This window comes from Saccharothrix sp. HUAS TT1 (assembly GCF_040744945.1).
Classification (GTDB): domain Bacteria; phylum Actinomycetota; class Actinomycetes; order Mycobacteriales; family Pseudonocardiaceae; genus Actinosynnema.
The window spans coordinates 7,881,412-7,894,798 of sequence record NZ_CP160453.1 but is presented as its reverse complement, the minus strand read 5'-3'; the positions used below and the strand labels follow the sequence as shown (position 1 = coordinate 7,894,798).

11 protein-coding genes are annotated in these 13,387 nt (G+C 73.7%); 9 read left to right on the top strand and 2 right to left on the bottom strand.

Annotated features, from left to right (window positions below; all coding sequences use genetic code 11):
- The first annotated feature begins 336 nt into the window (after positions 1 to 336).
- Entirely contained in the window at positions 337 to 732 is a 396-nt protein-coding gene (locus tag AB0F89_RS34595; protein ID WP_367130246.1) for a bacteriophage spanin2 family protein, read from the top strand.
- An 84-nt stretch (positions 733 to 816) separates the two neighbouring features.
- Positions 817 to 1,383, top strand: a complete 567-nt coding sequence (locus tag AB0F89_RS34590) for a hypothetical protein (protein WP_367130244.1) — start codon at positions 817 to 819, stop codon at positions 1,381 to 1,383.
- Between the two features lie 54 nt (positions 1,384 to 1,437).
- On the opposite strand, the gene AB0F89_RS34585 is transcribed toward AB0F89_RS34590, so the two are convergent.
- Together AB0F89_RS34585 and AB0F89_RS34580 are read right to left on the bottom strand one after the other, a co-directional pair.
- On the bottom strand, positions 1,438 to 2,820 hold the full coding sequence (locus AB0F89_RS34585) for a glycoside hydrolase family 6 protein (RefSeq protein WP_367130242.1): 1,383 nt from the start codon (positions 2,818 to 2,820) through the stop codon (positions 1,438 to 1,440).
- A 253-nt stretch (positions 2,821 to 3,073) separates the two neighbouring features.
- Positions 3,074 to 6,931: a hypothetical protein gene (locus AB0F89_RS34580; protein ID WP_367130241.1), complete on the bottom strand. Its 3,858-nt coding sequence runs from the start codon at positions 6,929 to 6,931 to the stop codon at positions 3,074 to 3,076.
- A 106-nt stretch (positions 6,932 to 7,037) separates the two neighbouring features.
- On the opposite strand from AB0F89_RS34580, the gene AB0F89_RS34575 reads away from it, so the two are divergent.
- The 7 genes from AB0F89_RS34575 to AB0F89_RS34545 all read left to right on the top strand — a co-directional run bounded on the left by AB0F89_RS34575 (position 7,038) and on the right by AB0F89_RS34545 (position 13,364).
- Positions 7,038 to 7,517, top strand: a complete 480-nt coding sequence (locus AB0F89_RS34575) for a DUF2975 domain-containing protein (protein ID WP_367130239.1) — start codon at positions 7,038 to 7,040, stop codon at positions 7,515 to 7,517.
- Positions 7,517 to 7,753: a helix-turn-helix domain-containing protein gene (locus tag AB0F89_RS34570; protein WP_367130238.1), complete on the top strand. Its 237-nt coding sequence runs from the start codon at positions 7,517 to 7,519 to the stop codon at positions 7,751 to 7,753. Before AB0F89_RS34575 ends, AB0F89_RS34570 begins: the two co-directional genes overlap by 1 nt.
- On the top strand, positions 7,750 to 8,679 hold the full coding sequence (locus tag AB0F89_RS34565) for an ABC transporter ATP-binding protein (RefSeq protein WP_367130236.1): 930 nt from the start codon (positions 7,750 to 7,752) through the stop codon (positions 8,677 to 8,679). The genes AB0F89_RS34570 and AB0F89_RS34565 overlap by 4 nt, the downstream gene beginning before the upstream one ends.
- Positions 8,676 to 9,437, top strand: a complete 762-nt coding sequence (locus AB0F89_RS34560) for a hypothetical protein (protein ID WP_367130234.1) — start codon at positions 8,676 to 8,678, stop codon at positions 9,435 to 9,437. The genes AB0F89_RS34565 and AB0F89_RS34560 overlap by 4 nt, the downstream gene beginning before the upstream one ends.
- 115 nt (positions 9,438 to 9,552) lie before the next feature.
- The gene (locus AB0F89_RS34555; RefSeq protein WP_367130232.1) at positions 9,553 to 10,380 is read left to right on the top strand and encodes an isocitrate lyase/phosphoenolpyruvate mutase family protein; all 828 of its coding nucleotides are present in this window, start codon (positions 9,553 to 9,555) and stop codon (positions 10,378 to 10,380) included.
- A gap of 164 nt (positions 10,381 to 10,544) precedes the next feature.
- Positions 10,545 to 11,732 (top strand): MFS transporter, encoded by a 1,188-nt coding sequence (locus AB0F89_RS34550; protein ID WP_367130231.1) that lies wholly within the window; start codon positions 10,545 to 10,547, stop codon positions 11,730 to 11,732.
- Positions 11,733 to 11,945: 213 nt separating this feature from the next.
- A complete protein-coding gene (locus AB0F89_RS34545) occupies positions 11,946 to 13,364 on the top strand; it encodes a helix-turn-helix domain-containing protein (protein ID WP_367130229.1) in 1,419 nt (472 codons plus the stop codon).
- The last annotated feature ends 23 nt before the right edge of the window (positions 13,365 to 13,387 follow it).

Genomic DNA, 13,387 nt, shown 5'->3' with positions numbered 1-13,387 from the left:
TACCTCCGGTCGCGTGAGGGGCACCCTCACCGAATGCCCGGACCACGTCTGCGGCAAACAGGTGAGCACACCTCGCCTCACTACCGGCTACTGCCAGTTAACAGTTGAGGTCGTCCGTTTCCGCACGTCGTCGGCGGGGCAGGGCCCGGGTCACCGCCGTGAGACCGCTGTCACTTTGACCGCCGCCCCGATCACCGGCATCCTGGGCGGCAGAGGGGAGTACCCACTCGGCAGGTGATCGTCATTACGGCCGCTCCGCAGCGGCCCGGTCACCGCGTCACCGGTTCCGGTGGCTGGGGAGACCTCTGGTTCGCACCAGAACCGGAGGATGCCGCCATGCGCCCCACGACCCGTCTCGCCGCCGCCGTCGCCACGATCGCCGCCGTCACCGCGCTGAGCGCGTGCGGGACGCTCCAGGAAGCGTCCGACACGGCCGCCGCCGTCGCCGACACCGCCAACACCGTGCAGCTGTGCGCGGACGCCCTGTCCCAGGTGTCGTTCACGTTCGACCCCGCCAGCCCCGAGCGGGCGGTCGACCAGGCGCACGGCGCCGCGGACTCCCTCGCCGACCTCGCCGCGTCCGCCGCGGACACCACGATCAACGAGGCGATCACCGGGTTGGCCACGACGTTGCGCGAGGTGACCGTGGACGACCTCGTCCTGCGCCCCGCCGCGTGGCTGGAGGACAAGGCGAACCGGGTCGCGAACCTGACCGCCGCCTGCGCCCCCTGACGGTCCGCGTCCTCTTCCGCGGCAGCGGCCCGAACCCGACGGCCGCTGCCGTAACTCCTTGCCGTCGACCTATGGGGGGTTCGCATGAGGAGGATCGCCGACTCACGTCTGCTGGTCGTGCTGCTGTGCTGCCTGGTGGCGGCGGGGTGCGCATCGCTCGCCGAGCTGATGAGCCTGAGCAAGCGCGTCGAGGACGCCGGCTACACCGCCGTTTCGGTGAACCACAACACGACCAACGGCTTCGACGCGGTGACCATCAGCGCCGAGAACGCGTCCGAGCCGGACGACGACGGCCTGACCATCGCCCGGTTGGTCTGGGAGACCTACCCGGACGAGGTCGACCAGCTCGTGGTGGCGGTGAACGGCGAGTCGCGTTCGGCGACCAACCGGGAACTGGAGCAGTTGTTCGGGGCGCGGAAGATCGCGCCCGGGTCGGACGGCGGGTCGAACGTCGGTGCGGTCGTGGCCGTGGTCCTGGGGGTGGGCCTGCTCGGCGTGATCGTCCTGCTGATCGTCCTGAGCCGCCGCGGTCGTCGCCGTCGGATCGAGGAGAGCCGGCAGCCGCCGCACCCGGCGATGCCCTACCCGATGACGCCGCCGCCGCACCCGATGACGCCGCCGCCCTACCAGGCGCCGGAAGACAAGCGCTGACGCGAAGGGGTGTTCCGGGGTCGCAGCCCCGGAACACCCCCTGATCGCATCCGGTCAGAGCCTCGGGTGGGCGTTGGCCACCAGCTGGCGGAACTGGGCGGAGAACCAGTGGCCGGACAGCGGCGCGTTGGCGAGCGCACCCGACATGTTGTTGCCGTTGCGGGCGTTGCCGCCGTACGTCGGGTCGCACATCCGGTCGAAGCCCTTGCCCTCGTTGTTCGGGATCTCCCGGCTCGCGCCGTCGGACTCGCCCGGCGGCTTGGCCCACACGTAGGCGTCGATGCCCGAGGCCGGGCTGGCCTTCGGCCGCTCGCCGATGCCCGCCCCGGACTGGTTGCACCAGTTGCCGAGGTGGAGGCGGCGGTCGTACTTGCCGCCGTTGACGTAGGCGTCGACGCTGGTCGTCGGGCCCTTGGCGGTCGGGCGCTGGGAGCCGCCCCAGCCGTTGCGCGAGGTGTCGATCAGCATGCCGATGTTCGACGGGAAGCCCGCGCTGATCAGCTGCGTGCGGAACGCCTGGGCGAACGACAGCTCGTCGACGTACCGGTTCCAGTCGATCCACTTCGACTGGCGCACCGAGGTGCCGTTCACCGAGTCGTTGATGGTGAAGTGGTCCTCCTTCAGCACGCCGTAGTTCGCCGTGTTGGAGATGAACCCGGTGACGTTGTCGACCGTGCTGCCCGACGCGCGGGCAGCCTGCGCGAACAGCTGCGCGGAAGTGCTGAAGTTGTCGTCCCACCCGATCCAGCCGTGGTGGGCGGCGTCGATGTAGTTGTAGACGTTGCCGATCGCGCCGAGCTTGGCCAGCGCGTACCCGACGCCGTTGACGTAGTTGCCGTTCTGCAGCATCCGGTCGCACATGGGCGTCGCGGTCGGCCGGCTGCCGACGTTGGTCACGAGGTTGGGCAGCGAGTCGATCTCGATGATCGTCACGATGCGCAGGTTCGCGTACTTCGACTCACCCATGATCGCGGCGATCGGGTCGATGTACTCGGTCTTGTAGCGGGGCAGGTCGTCCGGGCCGAGCTCGCCGTTGGACGCGAGCGCCGCGCAGTCGCGGCCGGGCAGGTTGTAGATGACGAACTGGACGACCATCGTGCGCCCGGCCGCCTGGCTGAGGGCGTTGTCGAGGTGCGCGCGCAGGCCGCGGGCGCCGGTCGTGCCGGTGATCGCGGCGATCCGGTCCATCCAGACGAACGTCGGCTGGTTGGCGATGGCGGACCCGCCGTCGGCGCGCGCCTTCGCGGACCAGTCGGGGTTCACGTAGACCGACGCGCCGGCGTACGGGTTGTCGACCCGCGCGGCGGCGCTGACGTCGGCGGACGCCGGGCCCGCGCCCACCGCCGTGGTGGCGGCGAGCACGAGCGCCGCCGCCGCCGCCAATCCGCGACGCAGCCGCCGCCCCCTGGTCGGGCCTGGTGATGACTTCAGTGGCATCTTCGGCTCCCTGATCGGAGATCACAATGGGCGGCGGATTTCCGGGAACGCTTCCGGAAATCGGACCGTAGCAGGGAAGTGACGGGCCGTGAAGAGTTTTCGCGAGCAATGGATCAATGCGTCGGATATTCCAGACCGGGCGGAAGCCCGAGTGGAATGCTCACCTTTTTCGAATTCGACCGCATTCGACTTTCGAATGCTTTCGAACGGGTTCGGCGCGGTGCTCCCGGCCGTTGTCGGCGGCCGGTCGGGGCTATTCGCAGGTCTCGGGTCGCCGGTCGTCGGGCGCGAAGCGCCGCCACTCCTCCGCCGTGGGCAGGCCGAACCGGCGGCACAGGGCGTCGTCGGCGACGACCAGGTCGACGACGCGGATCGCGCCGCCGCGCAGGCCGAGGGCCAGCAAGCGGCCGTCCGGGCTGAACGCGGTCGCCCCCAGGTCCGCCTCCAGCCGCACCTCCAGCGTCACGACCGGCGATTGGCGGAGGGTGCGGACGTGGAGGCGGTCCTCGAAGTAGGCGAGCGCCACGTGGTCCGGACCGAGCGCACCCGCGGACCACGGGACGCGGAGGTCCGCGACGCGGCCGACGTCCCCCGACCGGGTGTGGCGGGTCAGGCCGCCCTGGCCGTCCAGCACCAGGAGGTCGTTCCCCCGGTACGCCAACGCCACCACGCCGCCGGGCACGACCAGCGGCCCACCCACCTGCTCGCCGGTCGTCGCGTCCCACACGCGCACCCGGTCGCCGCCGGCGGAGGCGAGCCGGGCGCCGTCCGCGCTCACCGCCAGGTGGTCGTTGCCCAGGTCGTCCCCGGAGTCCGGCTCGGCGACCAGCGCGCCCGTCCCGGTGTCCCAGAGCCGGACCCGCCGACTCAGGTCCACTGTGGCCAGTCGGGTGGGCGAGGTGAACGCCAGGTCGGCGACCTCACCCCGGTGCCCGCCCATCGGCGGCGCGGCCGGCTGCCCGGTGGCGGCGTGCCAGATCCGCGCCGCGCCGCCGTCGCCGGTGGCCAGGCGGGTCCCGTCCGGGCTGTAGGCGACGGCCGTGCCCCGGGACGGGATCGGCGGGGCCGCGGCGCGGCCGGTGGCCGAGTCCCACTGGACGACCTCGGCGCCGGTGGCGACGGCCAGGCGCGTGCCGTCCGGGCTGAACGCCAGGCCCCCCACGTCGGCGGCGCGGCCCCGGCCGGTGGTCGGCACGCCCTCGTCCGGGTCCCACAGGCGGATCGTCCCGTCCCGGCCCGCCGACGCCAGCAGCCACCCGCCGGGGTGGAACGCCACCGACTCCACCACGTCGACGTGCCCGGTCAGTGGCGTTCCGAGCGGGCTCCCGGTGGTCCGGTCCCAGAGCCTGACCACGTTGTTCCACGACCCGGTCGCCACCACGTCGCCGAACGGGGAGAAGGCGGCGGACACCACCTTGACGTCGTCCTCCACCGCGACGTGCCCCGACACCCCGGTCCACCGCACGGTTCCGTCGTTGCGCACGACGATGGCGCCGGTCCCGTCGTGCACGACCGAGCGCGCCGACTGCCACGGCTCGTCCGGCCGGTCCGCGTGCAGCGGTTCGCCGTCGGCGGCGTCCCACGTCCGCGATGCGGCGCCCGCGTCACCCGACGCGACCACCTGCCCGTCGTGGTGGAACGCCACCGCCGTCACCGGGTCGGTGTGCCCGCGCAGCACCGGGCCCGCCGCGCCGGTCCGGGCGTCCCAGAGCCGGACGGCGTGGTCCTCGCCGCCGGACGCGACCCGGTCGCCACCGGCGCTGAACGCGACCGACAGCACCGGCCCCGAGTGGCCGACGAGGGGTTCGCCGACCTGGCTGCCGGTCACGGTGTCCCAGCGGCGGACCGTGCCGTCCTCACCGGCCGACGCGATGACCGCGCCCGGTCCGCCCGCGACGGCGTTGACCCGGCCCAGGTGGCCGCGCAGCACCGCGCCGGGTCGCCCGGTCAGCACGTGCCACGTCCGCACCGTGCCGTCGTCGCCGGCCGACAGCAGCAGCGCGCCGTCCCGGCTGAACGCGACCGACCGGACCCCGCCCGCGTGCCCGACCAGCACGCCCTCCTGCTCGCGCACCAGCTCGACCACGGCGGCGCGGGCTTCGGCGGTCGGGTCGACGCGCCACGCGGCGGCGGCGAGCCGGCGCGCGGTCAGCGGCTCCGTCCCGGCCAGCGCGCGGCTCTGCGCGGCCAACTGCCGGGACAGCCCGATGGCGTGCTCCCGCTCCAGCCGCACGACGTTGTAGGCCGCGAAGACCGCGGCCACCGTCGCGATCACCGCGAGCAGGGCGAACACCGCCGTCACCGCCCGGCGCACGCGGGCCGAGCGCTCCGCCCGGCGCGTGCTCGCCCGCAGCACCCCGGCCGCCGCCGCGGGCAGCCGGCGCGTCCGGGCGTGGTGGACGCCGTCGGCCAGTTCCCTGCCCTGCAACAGGTCCTCGCTGTCGCCGGTCGCGGTCCACAGCCGGTGGCGGTCCTCGGCCAGCTCCACCCACACGTGGAAGTCGCGCTCCTCGCGCACCCAGTCGGCCAGGGCGTCCCAGACGGCGATCAGCCGGTCGTGCACCAGCTCGGCGACCGGCACGTCGTCGGCCGGCCTGCGGGTGGTGACGATCCGCCGCCCGGTCAGCGCGGCCAGCACCTCGTCCACCACGTCGTCGTCACCGGCCAGCTCGCGCAGCTCGGCGAGCGGGCGGGCGCGGCGCACGGCGGGGATGGCGCGAGCGGTGTCCTCGGGGCGCACCAGGGCGGTCAGGACGTGCCGGGCGGCTGTGCGGTGCCGGTCCGTCGGCAGCGTCCGCACGGCGTCCGCGCACCAGCCGACGAGGCTGCCCGCGATGCCGCCGATGCGCTCGTAAGCCTCGTGGGTGAGCGTCGAGCCGGACCGCCGCTCCCACAGCTCCCGCAACGCCACCTCCAGCAGCGGCAGCACGGTGACCGGCGCGCGGCGCGCACCGCCCAGGGCGTCGGCGGCGATCCGCTCGGGCAGCGCGTCCTGGCACGTCAGCCCGACGGCGCGGGCGGGCGCCGCGACGATGTCCACCAGCTCGTCGCGGGTGAGCGACGCGGGCACGTTCACCACGGTCGCGGCGTCCAGCAGGTCCGGCGCGGCGGCGGCGAGCACGGGGTAGAAGTCGTCCCGCAGCACCAGGACCAGCCCGACGGCCGGCGCGAGCCCGCGGACCCGGTCCAGCTCCGCCGCGCCGCCGTCCAGCAGGACCTCCTCGAACTGGTCGACCACCACCAGGTCGCCGTCCAGGTCGCCGCCCGGCCGCGTCACGGTCACCCGCCACCGGTCCGAGCCCGGCACCGCGCCGGCCGCCAGGGCGGGCGCCACCCCGGCCCGCACCAGCGACGACTTGCCCGCGCCGGACGGGCCGAGCAGCAGCAGCACGGGCGGTCGCGAGGCCAGCGCGCCCACCACCCGGGCCACCGCGTGGTCCCGGCCCGCGAACCAGCCCGCGTGCTCGGCCTCGAACGGCTCCAGCCCCCGGTACGGGCACCGCTCGTCCAGCGCGAGGTCCGGCCAGGCGTCCCGCAGCACCGCGCCGGGCGCGGCGTACGCGATCCCGGACCCGCGGCCCAGCCGGTCGGTGGCGGCCACCTCGGTGACCATGCCGACGACCAGACCGGTCCGCTCGTCCACGACGGGCGAGCCGCTGTAGCCGCGGGTGACGTCGTTCGCCCCGCGCAGCTGGAGCCTGCCGCCGCCGGTGGCGTCGGCCACCACGCCGTAGCCGTTGCGACCGTCCCGGCCGGGGAAGCCGTAGCAGGCGAACCCGTTGCCGCGCACCGGTTCGCCCAGCGCGAGCACCGGCACGCCGGGCGCCGGCGCGGCCAGCCGGACGACCGCCACGTCGTCGTCCCCGGCGCGGACCACCACCCCGGCGACCTCGACCCCGGTGAACCGCAGCCGCACGGCGTCCCCGACCCGGCCCGCGACGTGCGCGCACGTCAGCAGCACGTCCTCGGCCACCAGGAAACCGGCGCCCGCCGACGGCCCGTCGAGCACCCGCGCGACGACGTCCCGGGGGGTCGGCCCCCCGCCGTCCGGTGCGGCTGCCGCGCGGCCCTCCACCCCGTGATCGTCGCGGGTGGCCGGGTGGGCGGCCACGCACAAGTGCGGTGATCGCCGCAGGATCGGCGTGACGGTGAGTGAGCTACCGTCACGCGATAGGTACCGATTGACTTTCGATAGGTAGCAAGCGATACTCGATCACATGGTTACAACGCATCGAGCGGTGGCGGCGCTCCGGGTGTTCCTCGTGTTGCTGTTCGGGGTCCTGGTGCTGTTCCAGGTCATGTCGCTGCCGGGGCAGTTCGCCCACATGGCGCGGGAGTCCCCGGAGATGGCCCACCTCAGGTGGCCGCTGACCGCCGTCTCCGTCTTCTGGGTGCTGTGCGTCCAGGTCGTCGTGGTGGCCACCTGGAAGTTGCTCACGCTGGTCAAGAAGGACCGGATCTTCAGCGAGGCGTCCCTGCGGTGGGTGGACGCCATCGTGTGGGCGATCGGCGCGGCGTGGGTCGTGTTCCAGGTGGTCTTCCTCTACGTCGGCTTCAACGCGGACGACCCCGGGCTGCCCCTCCTGCTGTTCCTGCTCTCGGTCGGGCTGACCGTGCTGGGTCTGCTGATGGTGGTGATGCGGGCGCTGCTGCGCCAGGCCACCACGCTGCGGACCGACATGGAATCGGTGATCTGATGCCGATCATCGTGCGCATCGACGTCGAGCTGGCCAAGCGCAAGATGAGCGTCGGCGAGTTCGCCGAGCGGATCGGCCTCACCCCGTCGAACGTGGCCGTGCTGAAGAACGGCCGCGCCAAGGCGGTCCGCTTCAGCACCCTCGAAGCCATGTGCCGGGTGCTGGAGTGCCAGCCGGGCGACCTGCTGGAGTGGGTGGACGAGGACGACGACGCAGGCGTCGAGGGGGACCGGTGATCGAGGTGCGCGGGTTGACCAGGCGCTACGGCGACGTCCTCGCCGTGGACGACCTGAGCTTCACGGTCGAGCCGGGCAAGGTCACCGGGTTCCTCGGGCCGAACGGCGCGGGCAAGTCCACCACCATGCGGGTGGTGCTCGGCCTCGACCGGCCCACCTCGGGCGCCGCCCTGGTGAACGGGCGGCCGTACGCGTCGTTCGCCGAGCCGCTGCGCGAGGTCGGCGCGCTGCTCGACCCCGGCCTCACCCACCACGGCCGCACCGGGCGCGCGCACCTCAGGGTGGCCGCCCGGACGAACGGCATCCCGCGCCGCCGGGTGGAGGAGGTGATCGAGCGGGTCGGCCTCGGCCGCGCGGCCCGCCGCCGGATCAAGGGCTACTCGCTGGGCATGCGGCAGCGGCTCGGGATCGCGGCGGCGCTGATCGGCGACCCGGGCGTGCTGCTGTTCGACGAGCCGATCAACGGCCTCGACCTGGACGGCGTCCGGTGGATCCGCGGCCTGCTGCGGCAGCTCGCCGACGAGGGGCGCACCGTGCTGGTGTCCAGCCACCTGATGAGCGAGATGGAGCAGGTCGCCGACCGGCTGGTGGTGATCGGCCGCGGCCGGCTGATCGCCGACGCGACGACCGAGGAGATCATGAGCGGGCTGGGGCACGTCCAGGTGCGGGTCGGCAGCCCCGAGCCGGACCTGCTGCTGGCCGGGCTCCGGGAGCGCGGTCTGCGGGCGCACCGGGCCGACGACCGCGAGCTGCGGGTCGAGGACAGCACCGCCGAGGCGGTCGGCGCCCTCGCCCACGCCCTGAACATCCGGCTGCACCACCTCTCGGAGGTGCGCCAGTCCCTTGAGGATGCCTACGTGGAGCTGACCAACAGCAGCGTCGAGTACCGCGGCCACGAGTCGGAGACGGCCGAGGTGGCGCGGTGACGGTCGCCCGGATCTACGCCCGCACCTGCGCCGCCGAGTGGACCCGGCTGTGGACGGTGAAGGCCACGTGGTGGTTCCTGGCCGCGGCCACCGCGGCGATGGTGGGCTTCGGGGTCATCATGGGCCTGGAAGCGGCCTCCGACGCCGATTCCACCCCCGGCGCGCCGGCCTGGCCCGCGTCCGGGTTCGCCGCCATGCCCGCGCAGTTCGCCCTGCTCGCCCTGGCGCTGACCGCGGTCACGTCCGACTACGCGACCGGCGGCATCGTGCCGAGTCTGCAGTGGACACCGCGGCGGGGGGTGCTCTTCTCCGCCCGCGCCACGGTCGCGGTGGTGGTGGCGACGGTCGTCGGCGTGCTGCTGGCGACCGCCACCGCGGTCACCGCCTTCACCGCGGCGCAGCCGGTGCTCGCCCTGCCCTGGGACCGCGGGCTGGAAGTGCTGTGCGCCACAGGGTTCGTCTTCGCGGCCGGTGCGGCCCTGGCCGTCGGCCTCGGTTTCCTGCTGCGCAACACCGCGGGCGCCCTGGTGTCGGTGTTCCTGCTGATGCTGGTGCTGCCGCTGATGCTGCCGAACTTCGGCTACGCGTGGCTGGACGCGATCGCCGACCGGCTGCCCGGCTCGGGCGCGGCGTTCCTGCTGCTGGGCGAGGTGCCGGGGATGACGCGGACGTCCTCGGTGGTCACCATGCTCTGCTGGGCGGGCGGCGCGCTGCTGCTCGGCCGGCTGCGGCTGGCGAGGGACGACGCCAACCGCTGACGGCCCGGCCCGGACCTCCCGGATGGCGGGCGGCGGCGACTGCACCGATCATGTCACCCGGCGCTGTTACGATTCGCCGCCCCCTAGTCCCGGTCGTCGGAAAGGTGACGTTTTCATGCACAGCAACAAGGCCAAGGCGGACTTACTGCGCGACCTGCACGCGGACGGGGTGCTGGTGCTCCCCAACGCGTGGGACGCGGGCAGCGCCGCCCTGATCGCGCGGGCCGGCGCGAAGGCGGTCGCCACCACCAGCGGCGGCGTGTCGTGGTCGCTCGGCCGCGCGGACGGGCAGAACCTGTCCCGCGACGAGATGGTCGAGCAGGTGCGCCTGGTCGCCGCGGCCGTCGACGTGCCCGTCACGGCCGACGTCGAGGGCGGCTACGGCGCCTCGCCCGAGGACGTCGCGGCCACGGTCGAGGCCGTGATCGCCGCGGGCGCGGTCGGCGTGAACGTCGAGGACTCCAAGGGTTTCGGCGTGCCGCTGTTCACCGCGGAGGAGCAGGCCGCCCGGCTGCGGGCGGCCCGGGAGGCGGCCGAGCGCGCCGGCCTGCCCGAGCTGGTGCTCAACGTGCGCACCGACGTGTTCCTGTTCCAGGTCGGCGAGCCCGAGGGCAGGCTGGCCGACGTGCTGGCCCGTGCGGCGGCCTACGCCGAGGCGGGCGCCGACTGCCTGTTCGTGCCCGGCCTGGTCGACCTCGACGTGCTCAAGCAGCTGGTCGAGGCGTCGCCGTTGCCGGTCAACGTGATGGCGGGCCCCGGCGCGCCGTCGGTGGCCGAGTTCGAGGCGGTCGGCGTGCGGCGGGTCAGCCTCGGCACGGCGGTCAGCCAGGCCGCGTACTCCGTCGCGCACCGCGCGGCCGAGGAAGTGCTGAACAAGGGCACCTACGCGGAGCTGGACGGCGCGCTCGACTTCGGCGCGGTGAACGGCGTCTTCGCCCGCTGACGACGATTGATCGCCAGGTCAGATCAACCCTGTCGGACAACGCCCGACTCCGGTGGACTGACGGCGCCGGGGCGCTCGAACGCGCCCCGGCGCCATCTGGCTCTATCGGCGGCGGCGGACGGGGAAGTTCTGTGACCACGAAGGAAGCGGGTAGACCGGGCGGCGTGCTCGCCAGTGTCAGGGCCACGCCCGCACCGGTCCGCTACCTGCTGGGTGGCGTGCTCATCAACCAGGTGGGCGCGTTCGCGCAGACGTTCCTGGTGCTGTACCTGACGGTGCGGCAGTTCTCCATCGGCCAGGCGGGCATCGCGCTCACCTGCTACAGCGCGGGCGCCGTGCTCGGCACGCTGCTCGGCGGCGAGCTCGTGCACCGGCTCGGCCCGCGCGCCACCATCGTCGGCGCGATGACGGCGTCGGCCGCGGTCCTCGCGGTGATGCCGGTGCTGAGCACGCCGGAGCTGTTCGGGCTGCTGCTGGTCGCCATCGGCGCGGCGGGCCTGGCCACCCAGTGCTACCGGCCGGCGGCCGCGGTGCTGCTCAGCGAGCTGATGCCGGCCGAGCACCGGGTGATGGCGTTCTCCATGATGCGCATCGCCCTCAACGGCGGCGCCGCGCTCGCGCCGCTCATCGCGGCCGGGTTGATCCTGCTCGACTGGGACCTGCTGTTCTACTTCGACGCGGTGTCGGCGCTGGCCTACGCGGTGGTGGCCCGGCTGACGCTGCCCGCCACCGTCGCGCCGGAGGACGACGAGGAGGCCGAGTCCGGCGAGCAGAAGCGGTCGGCGTACGCGGTGATGCTGCGCGACGGCCGGTACCTGGCTTTCCTCGCGTCGGTCCTGCTCGGCACCCTCATCTACGTGCAGTACGTGGTGGCGCTCCCGCTGAAGATCACCAGCGAGGGCCACCCGGCCGCGCTCTACAGCATCGTGCTCACCACGGCGTCGGTCATCCTGGTCGTGTCGGAGCTGAAGATCACGTCCTACGTGAAGAACTGGGTCCCTTGGGCGGCGGGCGCGACCGGCACGGCGGTGATGGGCTTCGGCGCGGCCGGTTACGGGCTCGGTTCGCACGCGGTCGTGATCGTGGTCAGCACGGCGGTGTTCGTGCTCGGCGTGATGATCAGCGGGCCGACGATGTTCGCGCACCCGGCGAAGTACCCCGCCGCCGTCCGCGGCCGTTACGTGGGCACGCACCAGGCCACGTTCGGCCTCGGCTCGGCGCTCGGGCCGACGCTCGGCGTGCTGGCGTGGGGCGCGTTCGGCAACGGGGTGTGGCTGCTGTGCGGCGTGCTCGGCCTGATCGGCGGCTGGTTCGCGATGGTCGGCATGAAGGAGCGCGAGCCGCGGGGGTGACCGACCCCACCCGCGCGACCGGCCCGGCGGGCGACACCTGCCGGGCCGGTCGGCGTCAAGGGTTCCCAAGGGTGGCGCAGATCATTTTCTCAGGGGTTTTCCGGTACGTTCAAAAATGATCGCAACGCGCCGCGCCCGGGTCGCGACGTTGTGTCACAAAATGGCTCCGGGTCGGACGTTACGGTTCTGCTGGACCAGTCATATTCAAACCCTATGGTCGTCCGATCGGCGGTAGCCGGAACGACCGCCCCTTATTCATGCTGTGCCCGCACATGGGAGAGGAAGGGTCTGTCGGGGATGGGTAGACCGGAAAAACCTGTCGACGCCTCGTCCGGAGCGGTCGCGACCTTCGCGAGCGAGCTGAGGCGGCTGCGCGCACGAGCGGGGAACCCGACCTACCGGGACATGGGTCGAGCCGCGCTGTACTCGTCGTCGGTGCTGTCCAGCGCGGCCAGCGGTCACCGGATGCCGACGCTCCAGGTGACGCTCGCGTTCGCGGCGGCCTGCGGGGGCGACCGCGAGCAGTGGCGTCGTCGGTGGCTGGAGGTCTCCAGCGGGCTCGGTCCCGAGGCGAGCGCCGCGCTCGGCCGGGACGAGCCGGTGGTGGCGCGATCGTGCTTCCCGCGCCCGGCGCAGCTCCCGATGAGGCCGCGCGGCTTCGTCGGCCGGGTGGGCGAGCTGCGGCTGCTCGCCGCGGAACCGGCCACGCCCGTGGTGATCAGCGGCCCGGCCGGCGTCGGCAAGAGCCAGCTCGCGCTGCACCACGCCCACCGGCTGGCCGCCGCCGCGGTGGACGGCCAGCTCTACGTCGACCTCGGACCGCTGGAGCCGGGCGAGGCGGGCGCGCGCGTCGTGCTCGACGGCTTCCTGCGCGCCCTCGGCGTGCCGGTCGAGCACCTGCCGGAAGCCGTCGACCAGCAGGGCGGCCTGTACCGGTCGTTGATCGCCGAGCGCAGGCTGGTGGTGCTGCTGGACAACGTCCGCGACGAGCGGCAGGTCCGCCCGCTGCTGGTGGAGAGCGCCCGCACCACCACCGTCGTGGTCAGCCGGACGCCGTTGCACGGCCTGCGCGACGTGCGCCGGCTGCGGCTGGACGTGCCGTCCAGGGCGGAGGCCATCGCCATGCTCGCGGACGCGGGCCAGGCCGAACCGGAGGACTGCGACCGGCTCGCCCGGCTGTGCGGCGACCTGCCGCAGGCGCTGGACATCGCCGCGCGCAAGCTCGCCGCCAGGCCGGACGTCCCGGTGAGCCGGGTCCTCGGCAGGCTGACCGGGCCGGGCGCGCTGCTGGACTGGCTGCGGGTCGGCGACCTGTCGGTGCGGGAGTCCTACCAGTCGGCCTACCTCGGGCTCGGCGACGTGGCCAAGACCGTGCTGCACCAGCTCGCCCAGCGGCCGGCCGACGAGCCGGTCGTGCCCGCCGCGTTCGCCGACGACGAGCCGGTGTACGAGCTGGCCGACGTCGGGCTGCTGCGCGGCGCCGGCCGGCCGGGCGCCTACCGGCTCGACCCGCTGGCCCGCGCCTACGCGCTGGAGCTGCGCGGCGTCGGTCACCAGGTGCGCCGAGCGGCGCGCCAGGAATTGATTGTCACGACCGGACGGCACTACCGATCAACCGTGTCGTCGGCTTGACTGCGGTAGTGCCGGAAGCGCGA

Coding starts and splice junctions, on each gene's coding strand:
- AB0F89_RS34595 (WP_367130246.1), top strand. CDS start 337: ATGCGCCCCACGACCCGTCTCGCCGCCGCCGTCGCCACGATCGCCGCC.
- AB0F89_RS34590 (WP_367130244.1), top strand. CDS start 817: ATGAGGAGGATCGCCGACTCACGTCTGCTGGTCGTGCTGCTGTGCTGC.
- AB0F89_RS34585 (WP_367130242.1), bottom strand. CDS start 2,820: ATGCCACTGAAGTCATCACCAGGCCCGACCAGGGGGCGGCGGCTGCGT.
- AB0F89_RS34575 (WP_367130239.1), top strand. CDS start 7,038: ATGGTTACAACGCATCGAGCGGTGGCGGCGCTCCGGGTGTTCCTCGTG.
- AB0F89_RS34570 (WP_367130238.1), top strand. CDS start 7,517: ATGCCGATCATCGTGCGCATCGACGTCGAGCTGGCCAAGCGCAAGATG.
- AB0F89_RS34555 (WP_367130232.1), top strand. CDS start 9,553: ATGCACAGCAACAAGGCCAAGGCGGACTTACTGCGCGACCTGCACGCG.
- AB0F89_RS34545 (WP_367130229.1), top strand. CDS start 11,946: ATGGTCGTCCGATCGGCGGTAGCCGGAACGACCGCCCCTTATTCATGC.